Origin of the sequence: Pseudomonas baetica (genome assembly GCF_051216495.1) — a bacterium.
In the GTDB taxonomy this organism is placed as follows: domain Bacteria; phylum Pseudomonadota; class Gammaproteobacteria; order Pseudomonadales; family Pseudomonadaceae; genus Aquipseudomonas; species Aquipseudomonas baetica_B.
The window spans coordinates 1-23,063 of the sequence record NZ_JBPKAM010000096.1; the positions used below are offsets into that span (position 1 = coordinate 1).

The window sequence follows — 23,063 nt, forward strand, 5'->3', positions numbered from 1 at the left end:
CCCCCCCCCCCCCCCCCCCCCCCCCCCCCCCCCCCCCCCCCCCCCCCCCCCCCCCCCCCCCCCCCCCCCCCCCCCCCCCCCCCCCCCCCCCCCCCCCCCCCCCCCACAGGGGTTATGCAGTGGCCAGGCGGTGCTCCAGCAAGCCCTCCAGTTCGTCGAGCAATTGATCACCACGCAGCAACTCGTAATGCCCACCGGCCAACAAACGATCCACTCCGTGACGACCAACCTGCGCCTCGAACACCCGACGCTCGTCCTCGCGCCCGGCCACCCACCAACGATGGGCCGCGACCTGCACCTTCGGCAGTTGCCGTTGAGCGAGGGCCAGTTGCTTGAGCGATGAACCGGTGGCGAAGATCTGCGTGAGTTCGCTTGCGCCCAAGGCCGCGTGACTGTTTGAGGCGTGCATCGCGGCTTCGATCACCGCCGCTGCGCCTTCGCGCTCGCTCAGGCCGGCAGCTTTCAAAGCAATCAGCGCCTGTGCTTCTTCAGACGGATGACCGAGGACAAACTTCAGGAAGTCCGCCAAATCTTCACGCCAGTCCCCCGCCTCCGCCGTGCCCGCCACGTAGCTGTCGACCAGCCCGGCAAATGCCACCGCCTGCCCTTGCGACTCCAGTTCATGGGCCACCAGTTGCGTCAGTGCGCCACCCAGCGACCAGCCCAGTAGGTAATACGGACCTTCAGGTTGCTGAACACGAATCCGCTGCGTGTACGCCTGAGCCATCGCCAACATCGATTCATCCTGCCAGTGCGGATCGAGCAGCATCCGGCATTGCAGGCCGTACACCGTACGTCGTCCTTCCAGGCGTCGCGCCAGCGGCTCGTAGTCAAACACCGTGCCGAAACCGGCATGCAGGCAGAACAGCGCCGGCAGGTTGGCAACTCGACTATTGAGCGCCAGCAAAGGATCCGGCGCCGTCGCAGGCTCGGCAGCCTGATAGCCGCTGAGTTCGGCGATGCAGGGTTTCTGCATCAGATCCCGCAGCTTCAATTCGAAGCCCAGTTGCGGCTGGCTGCGCACCCGCGAAATGACCTTGAGCACCTGCAACGAATCGCCGCCGAGTTCGAAGAAGTTGTCGTCGATGCCCACTTGCGGCACGCCGAGCACGTCTTGCCAGATCGTCGCCAGCGCGGTTTCCAGCGCATTGCGCGGAGCGCGATAGCCGCCGATGGCCCACTCAGGTGTTGGCAATGCGCGACGATCAATCTTGCCGTTGGCCGACAGCGGGAAGCGCTCGAGCACCATGATCCGCGACGGCACCATGTAGTCCGGCAACTGCGCTTGCAGCTCAGCCTTCAAGCGACGATCCAGCCCGACCGCGCCCACCGCCACCACATACCCGACCAACTGCTTGCCGGTCGGCGTGTCGTGCACCACCACGGCGGCATCCTGCACATCGGCGCAGTCGCGCAGGCGGGCTTCGATCTCGCCCAGTTCGATGCGGAAACCGCGGATCTTCACTTGCTGATCCAGACGCCCGAGGTAGTCGATCAAGCCGCACTCACGCTGGCGCACCAGGTCGCCGGTGCGGTACATGCGGCCACCGGCCTCGAACGGATCGGGAATGAAACGCTCGGCACTCAGCCCCGGACGCTGGTGATAACCCCGGGCCAGGCATTCGCCGCCCAGGTACAGCTCGCCGCTGACACCCACCGGCAACGGATTGAGATCCGCATCGAGGATGTACAGGCCACGGCCCGCCACGCCACGGCCAATCGGCGCGTAGGCCGCGTCGCAGCTTTCGCTGGCCTCGGCACGCCACAGCAGCGGCGTGACCACGGTTTCGGTGGGACCGTAGCCGTTGACCAGACGCTGCGGACGCAAGGTGCGCTTGACCTGCTCGAAGCTGGCATCCGGCACCGCGTCGCCGCCAAAGCAGTACACTTGCACCGCCGGCGGATTGCCCAGGCGTTCGGCCACTTCGGCCATTTGTTGCAGATACGCCGGCGGGAAGCAGGCCACGGTGACGCTGTGGCGATGCAGCACCTCCAGGGTTTGCTCTGGAGTCCACAGGCTGTCCTCGCGAATCACCAGGCTGCCACCGGCCAGCAATACGCTGAGCCAACGCTCCTGGGCACCGTCGAAGGCGAACGACATGAAGTGCAGTTCGCGGCTTTGCGGGGCCAGTTCATAAAGGTCGATGATGCCGCGGCAGTGCCGGGCAATCGGCCCCCGCGCCACGGCCACGCCTTTGGGTTGGCCGGTGGAGCCGGAGGTGTAGATCAGGTAGGCAAGATGCCCCGGCAGCGGATTGGCAACCGGGCATTCAACACCATTGGCAACGCTCAGTTGATCGAGGAGCAAGCGCGGCGTGCTATCGGTCAGTGTCAGGCGTTCACCCAGATCGCTGTCGCAGATCAACAGGCTCGCCACCGAATCGCTGAGCATGTACGCAAGTCGTTCTGCCGGGTAGGCAAGATCCAGCGGCAGATACGCCGCCCCGGCTTTGAGCACCGCGAGGAACGCGACAATGGTCCGCTCGGATCGCGGCAAGGCCACCGCCACCAGGTTTTCCGCACCGATCCCGCGAACGATCAGTTGCTGCGCCAGTCCATTGGCCTGCGCCTCAAGCTGTGCATAACTGACTTCACGATCCTCACAGAACAGGGCAATTTTTTCCGGCTGCGTCAGCACATGCCGGTTGAAGCTATCCAGCAAATCAGCCTGATCGCTGGACGCCTGCGGCAAGCTCAAACGCGCCCCAGGCAAACCAATGTTGCCCAACAGGCAATCCGCATCCTCCGGCAACGCGCGCAGCAGGCCTTCAAGCTGTGCCCGAATCCGCTCCACTTCCACATCACTGAAGCGATCACGCAGATACAGGTACTCGACCTCCAGACCTTCGTCGTTGGCGCTGACCATCAAGTCCATCGGGAAGTTGGTCACGCCACCGCTGCCAACGTCGGTGAAGCGCAACTCGCCTTCCTCGCCGCCTTTCAGCGCGCGGTCCACCGGATGGTTCTCGAACACGATGATGCTGTCGAACAACCCCTGCCCGCCCTGCCCGGCCCAACGCTGGATGTCCGACAGCGGCGTGTGCTCGTAGTCGCGCACGTTCAGGTTGTAGTCCTGCAACTCACGCAGCCACTCGCCCAGCGGTTGCTCTGGGTCGAGGGTCTGGATCACCGGCAAGGTGTTGATGAACAACCCAAGCATGTCCTGTGCCCCGGCCAGTCCGGTCGGACGCCCCGCCACCGTGGCGCCGAACGCCACGCTGCGCTGTCCGCTGTGGCGTTGCAGCAGCAACAACCAAGCGCCTTGCACCAGTGTGTTCAAGGTCACGCGCTGACGCTTGGCGAAGCTGTGCAGCTTGCGCGTTGCCTCGGCGTCGAGGTCGCTGTACATCACGCCGTGCCCGGAACCCGCAGCACCGGAGGCCTTGGCCAGAATGGTCGGCGCTTCCAGCGGTGCAAGACGCTCGCGCCAGAAACCTTCGGCCTGTGCGTCGTCCTGACGTTGCAGCCAGGCGATGTAGTCGGCGTAGCGACCGGTCAGCGCTGGGAGGCTGTCGTGGTGATACAGGCGTAGCATCTCGCCCAGCAGGCGCGACGCACTCCAGCCATCCAGCAACAGGTGATGGTAGACCCAGATCATCTGGTAACGGGCCTCACCCAGGCGCACCAGCACGAAACGCATCAGCGGCGGGCAGCTCAGGTCGAAGCCCTTGGCCTGCTCGGCTTGCGCCAGTTCGTGCAGCGCAAGTTCTGTGTCCATGCGTTCGCGCCAGTCGAGCTCTTCGATCGGCAATTCGACTTCGGCGACGACCGCTTGCAGCGGATCGGCGAGACCGTCGCGCCAGCGGAATGCGGCGCGCAGCACTTCATGCCGCTCAATCAACGCCTGCCAGGCCGCACGGAAACGTGGCAGCTGCAAACCGTCCACTTCGACGCTCAACTGGTTGACGTAAGGGTTGAGTTCCGGTGAGTCGAGGCAGTGGAACAACATGCCCTGCTGCATCGGCGACAGCGGATAGAGGTCTTGCAGACCGACCCGGGCGGCAATGTCGATGTGCGACACCAGCGCAAATGCTTCGACTTTCGGCGCTTGAACCAGCGCGGCTTCACGGCTACTAGCCACCGCCGCGAGGGCACGAATGGTCTGCTGCTCGAACAGTTGCTTCGGACTGAACACCAGCCCGCGCTGCCCGGCACGACTCACCGCTTGCAGGGAGATGATCGAGTCGCCGCCCAGTTCGAAGAAGTTCTCGGTGACGCCCACCGATTCCAGGCCAAGCAGTTCTTTCCAGATCTCCACCAACAACGCTTCGGCGGGCGACGCGGCGGCCACCTGATCCTCACGCTGGCGAGTTGCTTCAGGCGCCGGCAAGCCCAGACGATCCAGCTTGCCGTTCGGTGTCAGCGGCAACGCGGCCAGACACATCAGATGTGCCGGCAACATGTGTGCGGGCAAACGGCTGCGCAGGTGCGCTGTCAGTGCGTCACGCAAGTCTTGCTCATCAGCGAGCGGATCGCGGGGCACCACGTAACCGACCAGTTGCCGGCCCGCCGGGCCTTCACGGTCGATCACAAAGGCTTCACGCACACCCGCGTGCTCGACCAGGCAGGCTTCGATTTCGCCGAGTTCGATGCGGAAGCCGCGAATTTTCACTTGCTGGTCGATACGGCCGAGGTATTCCACCACGCCATCGGCACGGAACCGTGCCAGGTCACCACTGCGATACAGGCGCCCGCCCGGCACGAACGGGTCCGGCACGAAGCGTTCGGCGGTCAGGTCCGGACGTTGGTGGTAGCCACGGGCAACGCCCTCGCCGCCCAAGTACAATTCGCCCGCCACGCCCACTGGCAACGGCTGCAAGCCGCCATCGAGAATGTAGGCACTGCGGTTGCCGACGGGACGACCGATCGGCATGAAGGCCGAGTCGAATTCGGTGTCCGGGTACGCCAGCCAGATCAGCGGCGTGATCACCGTTTCGGTCGGGCCATAGCCGTTGATCAGGCGCTTGGGTTGCAGCACGTGCTGGACTTCATCGAAGGCATGCTTGGCCATCCCCTCACCGCACGGGGTGTAGGAACGGATCGGCAGGTCGCGCCCGGCTTCGCCCATGAAATCGGCGATCTGCCCCAGGTAGGTCGGGGTGAAGCAGGCGATGGTGATGCCGTGTTTTTCGATTTCGGCGCAGGTGCGCTCCACGCTCCACAATTCGTCGTCGCGGGGCATCACCGCCGAGCCGAACACCAACGGCGTCAGCCAGCGTTCGTGGGCGCCGTCGAAGCTGATCGAGGCGAATTGCAGTTCGCGGTCGTCCGGGGTCATGCCGTACAACTCGCCAATTTTCACGCAGTGCATGGCCAACGGACCGTGGGCCACGCTCACGCCTTTTGGCCGACCGGTGGAGCCGGAGGTGTAGATCAGGTAGGCGAGGTTTTCGCCGCAAGTCAGGTTGACCGGGTTGGTCTCAGCCATCGCCTCCAGCGGTTCGCGGTCGATGTCCAGAACCGGCAATCCTTCAGGCAATGGCAGTTTTTCCCGCAGCCAGGATTGGCTGACCATCAGGGAAATGCCGCTGTCCGCCATCAGATAACTCAGGCGCTCGGCTGGATAGGCCGGATCCAGCGGCACATAGGCGCCGCCGGCCTTGAGGATCGCCAGCAGGCCGATGATCATCTCCGGCGAGCGCTGCATCGCCAAGCCGACCCGAACTTCCGGGCCGATGCCCAACGCGCGCAGACGATGGGCCAGCTGGTTGGCACGGCGGTTGAGTTGGTCGAAGGTGAGTTCCAGATCGTTGAAGATCAGCGCCGTGGCGTGCGGACGAATCTCGGCCTGGGCTTCAATCAGTTGATGCACGCAAAGCGGGTTCTGCTCGGCGGTGAACGCCGGGTTCCACTCGATCAACTGTTGCGCGCGCTCCGGTGCGGTTAGCAGATCCAGTTCACTCAGGGCGGCCTGTGGCGCAGCAACCATCGCCGCCAGCAGCGCGGCCAGATGCTCGCTCATGCGCACGATGGCATTGCCGCTGAAGTGGCTGCACTGGTAGCTCCAGTTCAGGCTCAACTGGCTTTCCGCCGTGGCCGCAATGGTCAGCGGGAAGTTGGTGCGTTCGTGGTTCTGCGGGATAGAGAAGCTCAGGCCAGCCGGCGCGCCCTGTTGCAGCGCCTCGGCCACCGGGAAGTTTTCGAACACCAGCAGGCTGTCGAACAGCGGCTCGCCGGCACGTCCGGCCCAGCGCTGGATGTCGCCCAACGCGGTGAACTCGTGCTCACGCAGTTCCAGGTTCTGCGCCTGCAAACGGTTCAGCCATTGTTCGACGCTTTCCACGGCATCCGGGCTGCTGATCACTGGCAAGGTGTTGATGAACAGGCCGAGCTGGCTTTCCGCCCCCGACAAGTCCACCGGACGCCCTGCCACGGTGGCGCCGAACGCCACACTGTGCTGGCCGCTGTAGCGTTGCAGCAGCAGTGCCCATGCGCCTTGCACCAGGGTGTTGAGCGTCACTTTCTGCTGACGGGCAAACTCGCTGAAGCGCTTACTGGTGGCGACGTCGAAGGTCTGGCGATGGTCGGCAAATTCTGTGTCCGACAGGTTGTTGTGGGCCAGGCTTTCTGCCAACAGGGTCGGGTTGTCGAGGCTCGCCAGTTGCCCGCGCCAGAACAGTTCATCAGCCTCGGCATCCTGACGTTGCAGCCAGCCGATGTAGTCGGCGAAACGCCCGGAGGGCGCTTGCACTTCTTGCCCGGCGTAACGTTGCAGCACTTCGCTGAGCAGCAGCGAATTACTCCAGCCATCTAGCAACAGGTGATGGTGGGTGTAGATCAATTGCTGACGGTCGTCGTCAAGGCGCACCAATGTCAGGCACATCAACGGTGCGCGGGTCGGGTCGAGTTGCAGACGTTCGCTTTCGATCAATTGCGCCAGCGCTTGTTCCTGATCATCGCGGCCACGCCAGTCGAGGCGGGTCATCGGCAGTTGCAGATGACGGTGCACCAGTTGCACCGGCGCTTCGAAACCTTCGGGGAAGTGGAAACTGCTGCGCAGGATCGCGTGGCTGTCGAGCAACGCTTGCCAGGCAAGGCCCAGACGCTCGGCGTCCAGGCCTCGGGCTTCAACGCTGAGCTGGTTCACGTAGGCGCCGGATTGCGACTCGTACAGGCTGTGGAACAGCAGTCCGGCCTGCATGGGCGACAGCGGGTACACATCCTCGATCTGCGCAGGCTTGACCGGCAGGCCATCGAGTTGCGCTTGATTCAAACGTGCCAGCGGGAAGTCCGCCGGGGTCACGCCGCCTGCGCCCTCGCTCAGGCAATGCTCGATCAGCGCCAGCAACTCAGTGCGGAAATCGGCGGCCAGGGTTTCGATCTCACGGCGCTCGAAGCATTCGCGGCTGAAGGTCCAGTCCAGTTTCAATTCACCGCCATACACCTGACCGTCCACCGACAGCCAGTTGGGCAGTGGTGCGTCCGCCGATTGCGCGGCGCCGCTGGACTCGCGAGCCGGTGTGAACAGGGCATCCTCGGCAAAGCTCTGGTCAAACTGACCGAGGTAGTTGAAGGTCACCCGTGCCTGCGGCAAGGCAGCCAGCGCCGCTCGCCCCGTGGCGTCGCCCATGTAGCGCAGCAGGCCGTAGCCCAGACCCTTGCCGGGGATTTCGCGCAGTTGCTGCTTGATCGCCTTGATTGAGCCGCCAAGGTCGGTAGTCGGCGTCAGGCACACCGGGAACAGGCTGGAGAACCAGCCCACGGTGCGGGTTAGGTCGATGTCATCGAACAGCTCCTCGCGTCCATGGCCTTCGAGCTGGATCAGCGCCGACTCACTGCCGGTCCAGCGGCTGAGGGTGCGGGCCAATGCGGTCAGCAGCAGGTCGTTGACCTGGGTGCGGTAGATCGCCGGGGCCTGTTGCAGTAGTTGAGTCGTTTGCTCACACGTCAGGCCGATGCTGACACCCTGACGCAAATGCCCAGCCTGATTGGCCTGAGCATTGGCAGCGGGCAACGCATCGCTGGCACCGGCCAAATGGCCCTGCCACCAGTTCAACTCATTGATGGCCGTTTCGGAGCGTGCATAAGCCTCAAGTTTCTCGGCCCAAGCCTGGAATGCGCTGGTTTTCGGCGGCAGTTCCTGCCCTTGGTATGCGGCCTGCAAATCCTCCAGCAACACCCGCCACGACACACCGTCCACCGCCAGATGGTGGATGACCAACAGCAAGCGTTGCGAGCCATCGGCCTGGGCGATCAGCGCCACCCGCAACAGAGGCCCGTCCTGCAGGCTGAGGCTGCGCTGGGCTTCATCGCACACCGATTCCAGCGAGGCATCGCTGACGACGCGGGCGGTCCAGAGCATGTCGATCACATCGGCACTGTCGGCGCCGACATAGCGGGCCGACCATTGGCCATCGACCTGACTGAAGCGCAGACGCAACGCATCGTGCTGCTTGAGCAGGCGTTGCAAGGCACCTTGCAGGCGCGGTAAATCGAGGGTTTCCCGTGGGGACAGCAACACCGCCTGGTTCCAGTGGGCGCGTTGCGGGATCGGTTCTTCGAAGAACCAACGCTGGATCGGCGTGAGCGTTTGCACACCGTCCACCGGCCCTTGCTGCGCCAGCGGTGCGGCTTGCTCTTTAACTACAGCGGCCAGGGCTTGCAGGGTTTGCTGCTGGAACAGATCCCGCGGTTGCAGGCTCAAGCCGGCACGACGGGCGCGGCTGACCACCTGAATCGAAATGATCGAGTCGCCGCCCAGTTCGAAGAAGTTGTCCTGACGCCCGACTTGCTCCACACCCAGTACGTCCTGCCAGATCTGCGCCAGGACTTTCTCGTGCTCGCTGCGTGGCGCTTCGAAGGCGCGCTGGCTGACTTGCACGGTCGGTGCCGGCAGGCGCTTGCGCTCCAGCTTGCCGTTGGGGCTCAGGGGCATCTGCTCGATCAACACGGTTTGCGCCGGCACCATGTAGTCCGGCAGGCTGCCGAGCAGATGGGTTTTCAGGGTTTCGCGCCAGACGCCTTGTCGTTCGGCGTCGGCGCCAACCAGTGCGCGATCCTGCGGCACGATGTACGCCACCAGTTGCTTGCCGCTCGGGCCGTCGAGGGCCAACACCACGGCTTCCTGCACTTCGGCATGTTCTTGCAGGCACGCTTCGATTTCACCCAGTTCGATGCGCAGGCCGCGAATTTTCACTTGATGGTCGATGCGCCCGCAGTAGTCGATGGCCCCATCGGCGCGGTAGCGTGCCAGGTCACCGGTGCGGTACAGGCGCTCGCCGCTGCCGAACGGATCGACCACGAAACGCTCGGCGGTCAGTGCGCCACGGCGATGGTAACCGCGAGCCAGACCCACGCCGCCGAGGTACAACTCGCCCACCGCGCCCAATGGCAAGGGTTGCAGTTCGCTGTCGAGGATCAGGGTGCGCAGGTTGGCGATCGGACGACCGATCGGCACGCTGTCGCGCCCCTCCTCCACACAGGTCCAGTGGGTGACGTCGATGGCCGCTTCGGTCGGGCCATAGAGGTTGTACAGGCTCGCTTGCGGCAGGCTGCGCAGCGTCTGGCGTTGCAGCTCCATTGGCAGCGCTTCGCCGCTGCAAATGATCCGGGTCAGCGAGGTGCAGGCCAGCGCCTCATCGGCGGCAATAAAGGCCGAGAGCATCGACGGCACGAAGTGCAGCGTGGTGATCGCCTGTTCGACGATCAGCGCGGCAAGGCGTTGCGGGTCGCGATGCTCACCGGGCGCGGCAATCACCAGGGTGGCGCCCTTCATCAACGGCCAGAAGAACTCCCACACCGACACGTCGAAACTGAACGGCGTTTTTTGCAGCACACGGTCCGCAGGCTGCAAGTTGTAGGCGGCTTGCATCCACTCCAGGCGGTTGTACAACGCGACATGGCGGTTGCCGGCGCCCTTGGGTTTGCCGGTCGAACCCGAGGTGTAAATCATGTAAGCGAGGTTTTCGGCGACTGCAATATTGGGCAGATCCGTGTCCGGCAGCTCGCTCAGCCAATCGGCGTCATTGTGCAGGCACAGGGTGCGCACCGAGTCCGGTGTCGGCAATTGCGCCAGCAAATGTTGCTGGGTCAGCAGCAGCGAAATGCCGCTGTCCTCGATCATGTAGCTCAGGCGATCCAGTGGATATTCCGGGTCCAACGGCACGTAGGCGCCACCGGCCTTGAGGATCGCCAGCAGGGCGACGACCATTTCGAACGAGCGGTCGCAAGCGATCCCGACGATGACTTCCGGGCCGACACCCTGGGCGCGCAGGTGACGAGCCAGGCGGTTGGCGCGCCGGTTCAGTTCGGCGTAGCTCAGGCGCTGGCCCTGGAACACCAGCGCCGTCGCTTCAGGGTTTTCGATCACCCGCGCTTCAAAATGCCGCTGTACGCAGACTTCGCCGGAATAATTCGTGGCGGTGTCGTTGAGGTCGTCGAGAATGCGCAGGCGTTCATCAGCGTCCAGCAACGGCAGTTCGGCAATCGGGGTTTGCGGGTTGGCCAGGATGCCGGCCAGCAGGTTGCGCCAGTGGCGGGCCAGATGCTCGATGCGCTCGGCGTCGAACAGGTCGGTGGCGTAGGTCAGGCTGGCGAACAGGCGGTTACCCTCCTCCTGGGTGTCCAGTTGCAGGTCGAACTGGGTGGTGGGCGCGGTAGCGTTCAACGCTTCGACGCGCAGCCCCGCGAGCAAGCCGCTAACCGCTGTCGGCCGGGCTTGCTGGTGATTGAACATCACCTGGAACAGCGGGCTGTGACTGAGGCTGCGCTCGCCTTGCAGCGCCTGCACCAGACGTTCGAACGGCAGGTCCTGATAATCCTGGGCATCCAGCGACGCGGCGCGGGTCTGTTCCAGCAGCGTGTTGAACGGCAGCCGTCCGTCCAGCTCCGCGCGCATGACCTGGGTGTTGACGAAGAAGCCGATCAGGCCACGGGTTTCCGCGCGGTTACGGTTGCCGATGGGCACACCGATGCGCAGGTCGGTCTGGCCGCTGTAGCGATAGAGCAAGGCCTGGAAACTCGCCAGCAACAGCATGAACGGCGTGACGCCGCTTTGCTTGGCCAGGGTCATCAAGCCACTGGAGAGTGCGCTATCCAGAGCGAAATCCAGACGTGCGCCGCGCTGGCTCGGCTGTGCCGGGCGCGGGCGGTCGGTGGGCAATTCCAGTAGCGGTTGTTCGCTGCCCAGTCGGGCGCGCCACCAGTCCAGTTGACGCTTCAGTTCCCCCGCCTCCATCCAGCGTCGCTGCCACGCGGTATAGTCCGAATACTGGATCGGCAGCGCTTCCAGTTCCGCGCTCCCGCCCTGGCAATGGGCGGCATAGAGTCGGGAAAACTCCTCCACCAACACGCCCATCGACCAACCATCGGTGACGATGTGGTGCAGGGTCAGCACCAGTACATGGTCCTCGGCATCCAACTGCAAGAGGCTGACGCGCAACAGCGGGCCGTGTTGCAGGTCGAACGGCCGGGCGATCTCCACTTCGACTTTTTCCATTGCCGATTCGAGCGGCTGCGGCTCGTCGCGCAGATCATGCTGCTCGATGGACAACGAGGCGGACGACGCCAGTGCCTGCATCACCTGACCGTCGTCTTCGACGAAGCGGCTGCGCAGGCTCTGATGACGCTCCAGCAGCACGTCGAAACTGTGCTGCAGCGCCGCGAGATTCAGCGGCCCGTGCAGACGCAGGGCAGCGGGAATGTTGTAAGCGCTGCTCTGCGGATCGAGCTGCCAGAGGAACCATTGGCGTTGCTGCGCGTAGGACAGCTCGAAAGTCGCTGGCGGCTCGGCGGCGGGCGGAATCGGCAACTGGCCGAAGCTCACGCCCTGCTCCTGCATCTTCAGTAGAAACTCGCGACGTTTGTCCGCTGGCAGGGCCGCAAAACGGGTGGCAATACGCTGGGCAGTGCTGTGTTCCATCAGTTGAACTCCATCTCGTCCAGCAGCGACTCAAGCGCCTCCAGACGTGCATCGTTGTCAGTCGGGGCGTGTTGCCCGGCCATGGCGGCATAAGCCTGAAGGTCGTTGCTTTCGAACAGCGCGCGCAGCGGCAGCTCGATGCCCAGTTCCAGCTCCACGCGGGCACTGGCCTGGGCGGCGAGCAGCGAGTGCCCACCCAATTCAAAGAAGTTGTCGCGCCGGCCGATCTGCGCGACGCCCAGCACATCGGCCCAGATGGCCGCCAGCTTCTGTTCGAGTTCGCCCTCGGGGGCTTCGAACGGGCGCTGCCAGGCCTCGGCATCCGGCATCGGCAAAGCCTTGCGGTCGAGCTTGCCGTTGCTGGTCAGCGGCAGGCTGTCGAGCAGCAGCCAGTGACTGGGCACCATGTAATCCGGCAGGTCGACCTTGAGTGCGTTGCGCAGCTGGTCGCGCCAGGCGATCGGGTTGCTCGGGGTATGCTCAGCGACGACGTAGGCGCACACCTGCGGGCCACCGTCGCCGGCATGCACGCTGATCACCGCCTGACGCACGTCCGGTTGCGCCAGTACCGCCGCTTCGATCTCGCCCAGTTCGATGCGGAAGCCACGAATTTTCACTTGTTGGTCGATCCGGCCCAGGTAGTCGATGCTGCCGTCGCCGCGCTGGCGCGCCAGGTCACCGCTGCGATAAAGGCGTTGGGAGGGATCGAACGGGCTAGGCACGAAACGCTCGGCGGTCAGGCCGGAACGTCCGTGATAACCCCGTGCCAGACCGGCACCGGCGATGTACAGCTCCCCCGCCACGCCCACCGGCACCGGTTGCAATTGGCTGTCGAGCAAGTACCAGCGCAGGTCGCGGATCGGCAGGCCGATAGGGCTCTGGGCCTTGCCGTCGAGGTCCGCCAAGCGGATGGCGCGGAAGGTTACGTGCACCGTGGTTTCAGTGATGCCATACATGTTCACCAGCGTCGGTTGTTGATCCCCGAAGCGTTCGAACCATGGACGCAGGCTCGCGACTTCAAGCGCTTCGCCACCGAAGATCACCTGACGCAACGCCAGGTTGCGCGGGCTGGCGCAGGCGATCGGCAACAGCTGACGGAACGCAGTCGGGGTCTGGTTCAGCACCGTCACGCCCTCGTCGCAAAGCAAGCGGTGGAACGCCTGCGGCTCGCGACTGATGTAATACGGCACGATCACCAGGCGACCACCAGTGCACAGCGAGCCGAACAACTCCCACACCGAGAAATCGAAGGCATAGGAATGGAACAGGGTCCAGACATCGTCCGCGCCGAAATTGAACTCGGCAGCGGTGGCGCTCAGCAAGCGCCCGACGTTGCCATGGCTGAGCAACGCGCCTTTCGGCCGGCCGGTGGAACCGGAGGTGTAGATCACGTAGGCCAGATTGTCCGCCGTCGCCACCGACGTCAGGTTGTCGCTGTCGTAGCCGTCGAGTTGCAGGGACGTCAGGTCCAACACCTGCACGTCGTCGCGGGCCGGCAAACCGTCGATCAGGTGCGACTGGGTCAACAGCAGCGCGATGCCGCTGTCTTCGATCATGTAGCTCAGGCGTTCGGCCGGGTATTGAGGGTCCAACGGCACGTAGGCGCCACCGGCCTTGAGGATCGCCAGCAAGCCGACCACCAGCGGCATCGCCCGCTCGGTGGCGATACCGACTTTCACTTCCGGACCGACGCCATGCTCGCGTAGCTTGCGCGCCAAGCGGTTGGCCTGGGCGTTGAGTGCGGCGTAGCTCAGGTGTTCGCCTTCGTAGCTTAGAGCGATGGCGGTCGGTCGTTGTGCGGCTTGAGCCTCGAACAACTGATGCAGGGTTGGCGACTGCCGTTGCATTTCGAATGTCGGGTTCCAGTGCTGGATCAACTGATCGTATTGCGGCGTAAACATCAGCGGCAGTTCAGCGACGCGCTGCTGAGGATCGGCCACCACCGCGCGTAGCAGGTTCAGCCACTGCTCGGCCAAACGCTGCATCGACGCTTCGTCGTACAGATCGGTGGCGTAGCCCAGGCTGGCGTCCAGTTCATCACCCTGCTCCTGGGTGTCGAGCACCAGATCGAATTGCGCAGTGTGTTGCTGCCAGTGCAGGCGCTCGACCTGCAAGTCGGCCACGGCGCGCTCGACGCTGGCGCCCATCTTTTGTTGATGGTTGTAGAGCACCTGGAACAACGGACTGTGGTTGAGGCTGCGGTCCGGCTGCAAAGCATCGACCAGTTGCTCGAACGGCAAATCCTGATGGGCCTGCGCAGCCAAAGCGGTGCGCTTGACCTGCTGCAGCAACGCGCTGAACGGCTGCTGCCCGTCAATCTCGGCGCGCAGTACCTGGGTGTTGATGAAGAAGCCGATCAGGCCTTCGGTTTCAATGCGCGAACGCCCGGCACTCGGCACGCCAACGCTGATGCCCGACTGCCCGCTCTGGCGATGGAGCAAGGTCTGGAAGCTCGCCAGCAACAGCATGAACAGGGTGACTTGCTGTTCCTGTGCACGCTGGCGCAGACCGGCGAGCAAGTCGCGGTCCACCTGCAATTGCAGGCTGGCGCCGCTCTCGCTGCGACGGGCCGGGCGACTCAGTTCGCTCGGCAATTGCAGCGGTGCCTGGCTGCCGTCCAGTTGCTCGCGCCACCAGGCCAGTTGCCGCGCACCCTCCCCGGCCTCCAGCCAGTCGCGCTGCCATTTGGCGTAGTCGCTGTAGGCCACCGGCAGTGGCGCAAGGTTGGCGTCACGCTGTTCAGCGGCCGCTTGATAAAGGGCGCTGAACTCATCGACCATCACCTGCATCGACCAGCCATCGGCGGCGATGTGGTGCACGGTGAGCACCAGCACATGATCCTCAGCACTGACTTGCAGCAATAGCACGCGCCACAGCGGACCGTTGCGCAGATCGAACGGTTGGGCGATGGCGTCGGCCACGGCGCTGTTGATCGACGACTCATCGATTGAACGCTCGTTGAATTGCAACGGCAATTCAACATGCACCACCGGACGGGCCTGCTGGCCGTCCTGCTCGAAAGTGGTCCGCAGGGTTTCGTGGCGGACCTGCAACTGTGCGAACGCATTGCGCAAGGCCTCGCGATTGAGCGAGCCCTTGAGGCGCAGCGCAGCCGGAATGTTGTAGGCCGCGCTGTGCGGGTCCAGCTGCCAGAGAATCCACTGGCGTTGCTGGGCGTAGGACAGCACTCGTGGCTGATCGTCCGCTGCGCGTTGCAGCGACGGTTGAGCGCTTTTCGTCGCTTGTGCGGCACGCTCGGCAAACGCCTGCAGATTCGCGGCGGAGAACAGGCTGCTCACCGACAGCTCAAGGTGCAGTTGCTGACGCACGCGTGAAATCACTTGTAGCACCAGCAACGAGTGGCCGCCCAGCTCGAAGAAGTTGTCGTCGCGACTCACGCGTTCGACCTGCAATACCTCTTGCCAGATCTGCGCCAGTTGCGTTTCCAGCCCTTCGCCTGGGACGACGTAGTGGCGCTGTACGTCGCCCGCCTCGGCCCGTGGCAAGGCCTTGCGGTCGAGTTTGCCGTTGTTGTTGAGCGGCAACTTGTCCAGCAGGACGATGTGGTTGGGCACCATGTAGTCCGGCAGCGATTGGCGCAGAACAGTTTTGAGTCCTTCCAGGTACTCGGCCTCAGAAACCACCGTGCCGCTGGCGACGACGTACGCCACCAACTGCGTGCCGTCCTGTGCGATAACGGCAGCCTCGCGCACCTCGTCCCGGGCTTGCAGGCAAGCCTCGATCTCGCCCATCTCGATGCGGAAACCGCGAATTTTTACCTGATGATCGATGCGCCCGACGTATTCCAGATTGCCGTCGGCGTTGTAGCGCGCCAGATCGCCGCTGCGGTACAACCGCGCCCCCGGTTCGCGGGCAAACGGGTCCGGGAGGAATCGTTCGGCAGTCAACGCCGGACGGTCGAAATAGCTTTGCGCCAGGCAGGCCGGGGCGCCGATGCACAGCTCGCCGACGCCCTCGGTCGGCATCAGTTGGCCTGCCGCGTCCAGCACGTACAGCGCACGCCCGGCGATGGCGCGACCGATGGGGAGGCCGAAGGCATCGCTGGCATCACTCAGCTGGCACTCATGGACGCTGGACACCACCGTCGCCTCGGTCGGCCCATAAGTGTTGAGCAGGCGCACGTGACTCAAGCCAGCCTGATGCCACATGCGCAGGCCTTCCACCGACATGGCTTCGCCGCCGACGTGGACCTGGCGTAGGTTGCCGAGATTTTGCACCGTTGCGTTGGCGCATTCGCGGGCCAGCAGGAACCAGTAGGCGGCGGGCAAGTCGGCCACGGTCACGCCATGCTCGACGATTTCGCTGGCCAGTCGACCGGCGTCCCACAGCTCGTCACCGCGCATGATCAGTGCCGCACCGACGCACAATGCCGGGAAGCATTGTTCGACGAAGCCGTCGAAGCTGAAGGTGGCGAATTGCAGCACGCGGTCGGTTGACGACAGCTTTGAGTAATCGGCGGCGGTCTGGCAGAACTCGCGCAGGGCGCCGTGGGTGATGGCGACGCCTTTGGGTTTTCCGGTGGAACCGGAGGTGTAGATGATGTAGGCCAAATCTTCGGTGGCTGGGCGCGACACAAAAAACTGTGGGAGCGAGCCTGCTCGCGAAGGCGTCAGGTCAGTCAGCACCGGCGTTGAATGTGCCGGCCCCATCGCGAGCAGGCTCGCTCCCACAGGGGTTGTAGTGTCTTCGGATTCGTTCAGCAGCACGTCGAGACGGCTGTCTTCGATCATGTAGGCCAGGCGCTCGGGCGGGTAGCTCGGGTCCAGTGGCACATAGGCTGCGCCGCTTTTCAGGACGGCCAACAGGCTGACGATCAATTGCGGGCGACGGCGCACGGCCAGACCGACACGTTTGCCGGGGCCAACGCCGTGGTCGACCAGGCGTTGGGCCAGGTGGTTGGCTTGGGCATTGAGCTGGCTGTAGGTCAGGGTCTGACCGTCGATCTGCAACGCCAGAGCGTCCGGCGTGGCGGCGGCTTGGGCAGCGATCTGCTCGTGGGCCAGAAGCGTTGTGGATAACTCGACCGCCGGCGGTTGGCTGATCGCGAGTAGCGCATTCTTGCCGTCGACGTCGAGCAGTTCCAATGAACCCAACGCAGCGTCCGGCGACATCATCAGTTGCGTCAGCAGGTGCTGCAAACTGGCCGATAGCTGGGCGATTTGTTCGGCGCTGAACCGCGCCGCGTCATAACTGAAATCCAGGCCCAGGCCTTCGCCCAGCTCGATGCCGAGGGTCAGCGGGTAATGGGTACGCTCGTGGTTGTGCAGGTTGCCGAACGACAACCCGGCCGGCGCGCCCTGTTTCAGCGCTTCGGCGACGGGGAAGTTTTCGAACACCAGCAGGCTGTCGAATAGCGCCGAGCCCTGCTGCCCCGCCCAACCCTGAACGTCGTACAGCGGCACATGCTCGAACTCGCGCATGGCCAGGTTCAGGCCTTGCAGTTCGCCCAGCCACTGGCTGACGGTCTGATTCGGCTTGATCGCGCACACCAGCGGCAAGGTGTTGATGAACAGGCCAAGCTGCTCTTCGATCCCCGGCAACGGCGCCGAACGACCGGCCACGGTGGCGCCGAACACCACGCATTCCTGGCCGGTATAGCGTTGCAGCAACAGGCTCCACGCCGCTTGCAACACGGTGTTGAGGGTGACTTTTTGCTGACGGGCGAACTCCGCCAGACGTTGGGTGGCGCTGATATCGAGGGAGACGCGATGTTCTCCGTTACCTTCGGCGCCTACCGGTGGACGCAGGGCTTCGGCCAGCAGGGTTGGCGTTTCCAGCGGTGCCAACGCGGCTCTCCAGAACTGCTCGCCGGCCTCGGCCGATTGCTGCTGCAACCAGCCCAGATAATCGCGGTATTGCCCGGTTGGCGCTGGCAGCGACTGGCCGGCGGCGTAGTGCTGGATCACCTCGGCGAGCAACTGCGCGTTGCTCCAGCCGTCCATCAAAATGTGATGGCTGGTGTAGATCAGGTGCCAATCATTGGCGCCCGTGCGCACCAGTTTCAGGCGGAACAGTGGTGCCGTGCCCAGATCGAAACCTTGTACACGTTCGGCATCGGCCAGTGCATCGATATCGGTCGCCTCCAGCACTTCAAGCGGCAACACGACCTGCCGGGCAATCGCTTGATGCGCGGTGTCCAGGCCTTGCCAGTGGTAGCTGCTGCGCAGGATGTCGTGGCGCTCGACTGCAGCCTGCCAGGCGCGGGCGAAGCGCTCGGTGTCCAGGCCGCCGATGTCCAGGCGCAATTGGCTGATGTAAGCGCCGACCTCGGGTTCGTACAGCGTGTGGAAGAGCATGCCCTGTTGCATCGGCGACAGCGGGTACAGATCTTCCAGGTTAGCGACGTCCAGTGGCAGCACGTCGAGTCGGGCCTGATCGATACGCGCCAGCGGGAAATCCGATGGCGTCGCTTGTGGTGCCTGGAGGGCGCAGCAATGTTCGATCAGTGCATTGAGTTCCCGGACGTAATCGTCGGCCAGACGCTGCACGGTCGCGATGTCGAACATCTCGCGGCTGAAGCCCCAGCTCAGGGACAACTCGCCGCCGTAGACCTGGCCTTCGACCACCAGCCAGTTGCCCAGCGGCGCCGATGGGTCCTGGGCGATACCGTTGCCTTCGGTGGACGGAGTAAACAACGCGCCCTCATCGAACTGACGGTCGAACTGCCCCAGATAATTGAAAGTGATGCGTGGTTGCGGCAGCGCCGCCAGTTCGGCGCGGGTTTGTGCGTTGCTCAGGTAGCGCAGTGCGCCATAGCCCAGGCCTTTGTCCGGGACGTTGCGCAGTTGTTCCTTGATGGCTTTGATCGAAGCGCCAAGGTCGGTCGTCGGCGTGAGGTTGACCGGAAACAGGCTGGTGAACCAGCCGACGGTGCGGGTCAGGTCGACGTCGTCGAACAGGTCTTCGCGGCCATGACCTTCAAGTTGGATCAGCGTGCTGCCCTGCCCGCTCCAGCGGCAAACGGCGCGAGTGAGCGCGGTCAGCAATAGATCGTTGACTTGGGTGCGATAGGCCGCCGGGGCCTGTTGCAGCAGTTGGCGGGTCTGTTCGGCGTCGAGCTTGAGTTCGAGTTTGTATTCGAAACGGTTTTCCAGTGCGCCGTTCGGACGTTCGCACGGCAGATCGACGGGGGCGTCTTGCAGTTGGGCCTGCCAGTGACCGAGGCTGCTTTCGAAGGTCGGAAGATAATCCTGCAAACACGAAACCCAACGCTGATAGCTGCTGGTTTTCGCAGACACCGCCGCGCCGTTGTAGAACTGCTGGAGGTCTTCCAGCAGCACGCGCCAGGACACACCGTCCACTGCCAGGTGGTGAACCACCAGCAGCAGGCGCTCGCTACCGTCGGCCATGGTAACGTGCAGCGCGCGCAGCAATGGACCGTTCTGCAAGTCGAGACTGCGCTGGGCGTCATCGCACAAGGTGTTGAGTGCTTCGACCGATGATGCTTCACGGCGCCACAGCACCGAGTCAGTGGTCGGCGCGGCATAGGCTTGCTGCCAACCACTATCGACCTGTTGATAACGCAGGCGCAGGCTGTCGTGATGGGTCAGCAGTTGTTCCAGGGCACGCTCCAGCGCCTCGACATCCAACGACTCGCGTGGCACCAGCAACAGCGACTGGTTCCAGTGCTGACGCTCGGGAATCGCCTGCTCGAAGAACCACTGTTGCACCGGCGCCAACGCCACCGCGCCAACCGCCGGGCCTTGGTCGATCTGCGATTGCTCACCGCTGCGGGCAGCCTGGGCCAGGCTGCGAATCGTCTGGTACTGGAACAAGTCCTTGGGGCTCAAGACGATCCCGGCCTGACGGGCGCGGCTGACCACCTGCATGGAGACGATGGAGTCCCCGCCCAGTTCGAAGAAGTTGTCTTCCAGGCCGACGTTGTCGATGGCCAGCACGTCCTGCCAGATTGCGGCGAGGGACTTTTCCAGTTCACTGCGTGGTGCGACGTGCTCGCGCTGTTGCGTACTGCCGTCGACCGCCGGCAGGGCCTTGCGGTCGAGTTTGCCGTTGGGGGTCAGCGGCAGCTGTCCGAGGAACAGCAGGAAGGCTGGGACCATGTAGTCCGGCAGGTGCTGACGCAGCGCCGCTTTCAGGGACTCACGCAGGGTCGCCTGCGCATCGGTGTCGTCGAGCAACTCCGGATCGCTCGGCACGATATACGCCACCAGTTGCTGACCGCTGGCGCCCTCCTGCGCCAGTACCGTCAGTTCGCGAACGGTGTCCTGCTGCAACAGCCGCGCTTCAATTTCGCCCAACTCGATACGGAAACCACGCACCTTGACCTGATGGTCGATGCGACCGACGTATTGCAGGGTGCCATCGGCCTGGTAACGGGTCAGGTCGCCGGTGCGGTACAGGCGCTCGCCGTTGCTTGCAAACGGATTTGGTACGTATTTCTCGGCGGTCAGGCCGGGGCGCGCCAGATAACCACGGGTGATGCCGGCGCCACTCAGGTACAGCTCGGCGGATACACCTTGCGGCACCGCTTGCAGGTCGGCGTCCAGCAGGTAGCTGGCGGTGTACTTGAGCGGGCGGCCGATGTTGGCGCGGCCACCAGCTTCGCGGCGGGTCCAGGTGGAATAGGTGGTGTCTTCCGAGGGGCCGTACAGGTCGTAGACATGCTCTACGGTCGATTGCTGATAGAGCGCGTCCACCAGGCTTTGTTTCAGTGGCTCGCCGGCGAGGTTGATGATGCGCACGCTCGGCGGGATCTGCCCGTCGCGCTGCAAGGCATTGATCGCCGATGGCACGGTGTTGATCAGGCGCACCTGATCCCGGGCCGCCAGCAGCGGCAGTTCCAGGGCGTTGCGGGCGATGATCACCGAACCACCGTTGGCCAGGGTCACGAACAGCTCCCACACCGACAGGTCGAAGCACACCGAAGTCGAGGCCAGGACGCCTTGAATGTCGTCGCGGCTGTACACCGACCGGGACCAGTCGATCAGCGCCAGCACGTTGCGATGGGCAATGGCCACGCCCTTGGGCTTGCCGGTGGAACCGGAGGTGTAGATCACGTAGGCCAGGTTGTCCGGCGTGACGCGGGTGATCGGGGCGCTGTCGGGGTAATCCGTCAGCGAGAGGCTGCCCAGTAGCAACAGGCTCGTAGCGTCCGGAACGGAGAGGGTTGCGGCTACGGACTTCTCAGTCAGAAGCACCAGGGCGCGGCTGTCTTCAAGCATGTAGGCGACGCGGTCCGCCGGGTAATCCGGGTCCAGTGGCACGTAGGCGCCACCGGCCTTGAGCACCGCCAGCAAGGCCACCAGCAACTGCTCGGAACGCTGCATGGCCACGCCGACCCGCACTTCCGGGCCGACACCGAGTTCGATCAGCTTGTGCGCCAGGCGATTGGCTTGGGTATCGAGTTCGCGGTAAGTCAGTAGCGTAGTGTTGAACGTCGCGGCCGTTGCATCCGGGGTGGCGGCGGCCTGGCGGGCGATCGACTGATGAATGCACAGGTCCTGTTCGAAGCGGTCGTCGGCGCGGTTCCAGTCATGGACGATGCGCTGGTACTCCACCTGCTCCAGCATCGGCAAATCGCTGATGCGCTGCGAGGCGTCGCTGACCATGCCTTGCAGCAAATGCGTCCAGTGCTGCGCCATGCGCGCGATGGTCGCGGCGTCGAACAGGTCGTTGGCGTAGGTCAGCGCGGCGTGCAGCTTGCCGCCCTTCTCATAGGTATCGAGCGTCAGGTCGAACTGGGTGGTGCGCCCTTGCCATTCGATCGCACCCAGTACCAGGCCGGATTGCGTCGTGACCGTGGAAATGTCCGCCACCTGTGGCTGATGGTTGTACATCACCTGGAACAGCGGCGTGTGGCTGAGACTGCGTTCCAGTTTCATGGCTTCGACCAGACGCTCGAACGGCAAGTCCTGATGGGCCTGGGCACCGAGGGCGGTATCCTTGATGCGGTGCAGCAATTCGTCGACCCGGGTCTGGCCGTCCAGTTGCGTACGCAGCACCTGGGTGTTGACGAAGAAACCGATCAGGCCTTCGATTTCGGCGCGGTTGCGGTTGGCGATCGGCACACCGACGCGGATATCGATTTGTCCGGTGTAACGGTGCAGCAGCACGTTGAACGCGCCAAGCAGCAACATGAACAGGGTGATGTTGTATTTCTGCGCGGTGGCCCGCAGTTGCTCCGCCAGTTGCCCGTCGACAGCGAATTCGTAGCGGGTGCCGCGATAGCTCGGCATCGCCGGGCGCGGATGATCGGTGGGCAGTTCCAGCACCGGGTGTTCGTCGCCCAATTGCGCCTGCCAGTAGTCGAGCTGACGCGCCTGCTCGCCCGCCTCCAGCCAACGGCGCTGCCACAGGGCGTAGTCGCTGTACTGGATCGGCAACGCCGGCAGTTGCGGTTGCGTGCCGGCATCAAAGGCGTCGTAGCAACGGATGAATTCGTCGATCAGCACGTTCATCGACCAGCCGTCGGAGACGATGTGGTGCAGGGTCAGCAGCAGCACGTGTTGCTGTTCGGTCAGCTTGAGCAAGGTGACGCGCAGCAGCGGGCCGGTGCCCAGGTCGAAGGGCAATACCGATTGCTCCTCGGCAGCCCGGGCCACGGCCTGCTCGCGCTCGGTGACCGGTAGCGTGCTGAAGTCCACGTGGTCGATCACCAGCGGCGCCGTGGCCGGCACTTGCAGCAGGCTGTCGTCGGTCTGCGGGGCAAACACGGTGCGCAAGGTTTCGTGACGCGCCACCAGACTGGCGAAGGCCTGCTCCAGTGCCGACAGGTTCAGACGACCGGTCAGGCGCACCGCACCCGGCAGGTTATAGGCGCCGCTCTGTGAGTCCAGTTGCCAGAGAAACCACATGCGTTGCTGGGCGTACGACAGCGCCTGGCGATCTTCGGCCTCGACTCCGGCAGGGATCGGAAACCGGGCGAAATCAACGCCTTCCTTATGCAAGGCCGCAAGGAACATCTGGCGCTTTTCCAGGGGCAACCCGATAAACCGGCGAGCAAGTTTCAAGGAGTCTTCAGCATTCATTTCTGGGTATCCGGATCAGTGGCGGGAAGCACAAAGGCACGTCGTCCCTATAGAACGAATGCAGACCGGAAAAATTAGCGAATGGGAATAACTGTCAGAGGGACATCAAAAGACACTGTGGGAGCGGGGGGGGGGGGGGGGGGGGGGGGGGGGGGGGGGGAGGGGGGGGAGGAGGGCCATCCCTGAGCGGCGTG

The 23,063-nt window shown here is 64.0% G+C and carries 2 protein-coding genes; both read right to left on the reverse strand.

Annotation, left to right across the window (positions count from 1 at the left end):
• Positions 1 to 112: 112 nt before the first annotated feature.
• Complete coding sequence (locus ACSFE6_RS25330) at positions 113 to 11,860, reverse strand: non-ribosomal peptide synthase/polyketide synthase (protein WP_435430149.1); 11,748 nt, start codon at positions 11,858 to 11,860, stop codon at positions 113 to 115.
• On the reverse strand, positions 11,860 to 22,869 hold the full coding sequence (locus ACSFE6_RS25335) for an amino acid adenylation domain-containing protein (protein WP_435430150.1): 11,010 nt from the start codon (positions 22,867 to 22,869) through the stop codon (positions 11,860 to 11,862). The genes ACSFE6_RS25330 and ACSFE6_RS25335 overlap by 1 nt, the downstream gene beginning before the upstream one ends.
• Positions 22,870 to 23,063: the final 194 nt, after the last annotated feature.

Bases quoted from the DNA above. Each gene is read 5' to 3' on its own strand.
- ACSFE6_RS25330 (WP_435430149.1), bottom strand. From the start codon at position 11,860: ATGGAACACAGCACTGCCCAGCGTATTGCCACCCGTTTTGCGGCCCTG.
- ACSFE6_RS25335 (WP_435430150.1), bottom strand. From the start codon at position 22,869: ATGAATGCTGAAGACTCCTTGAAACTTGCTCGCCGGTTTATCGGGTTG.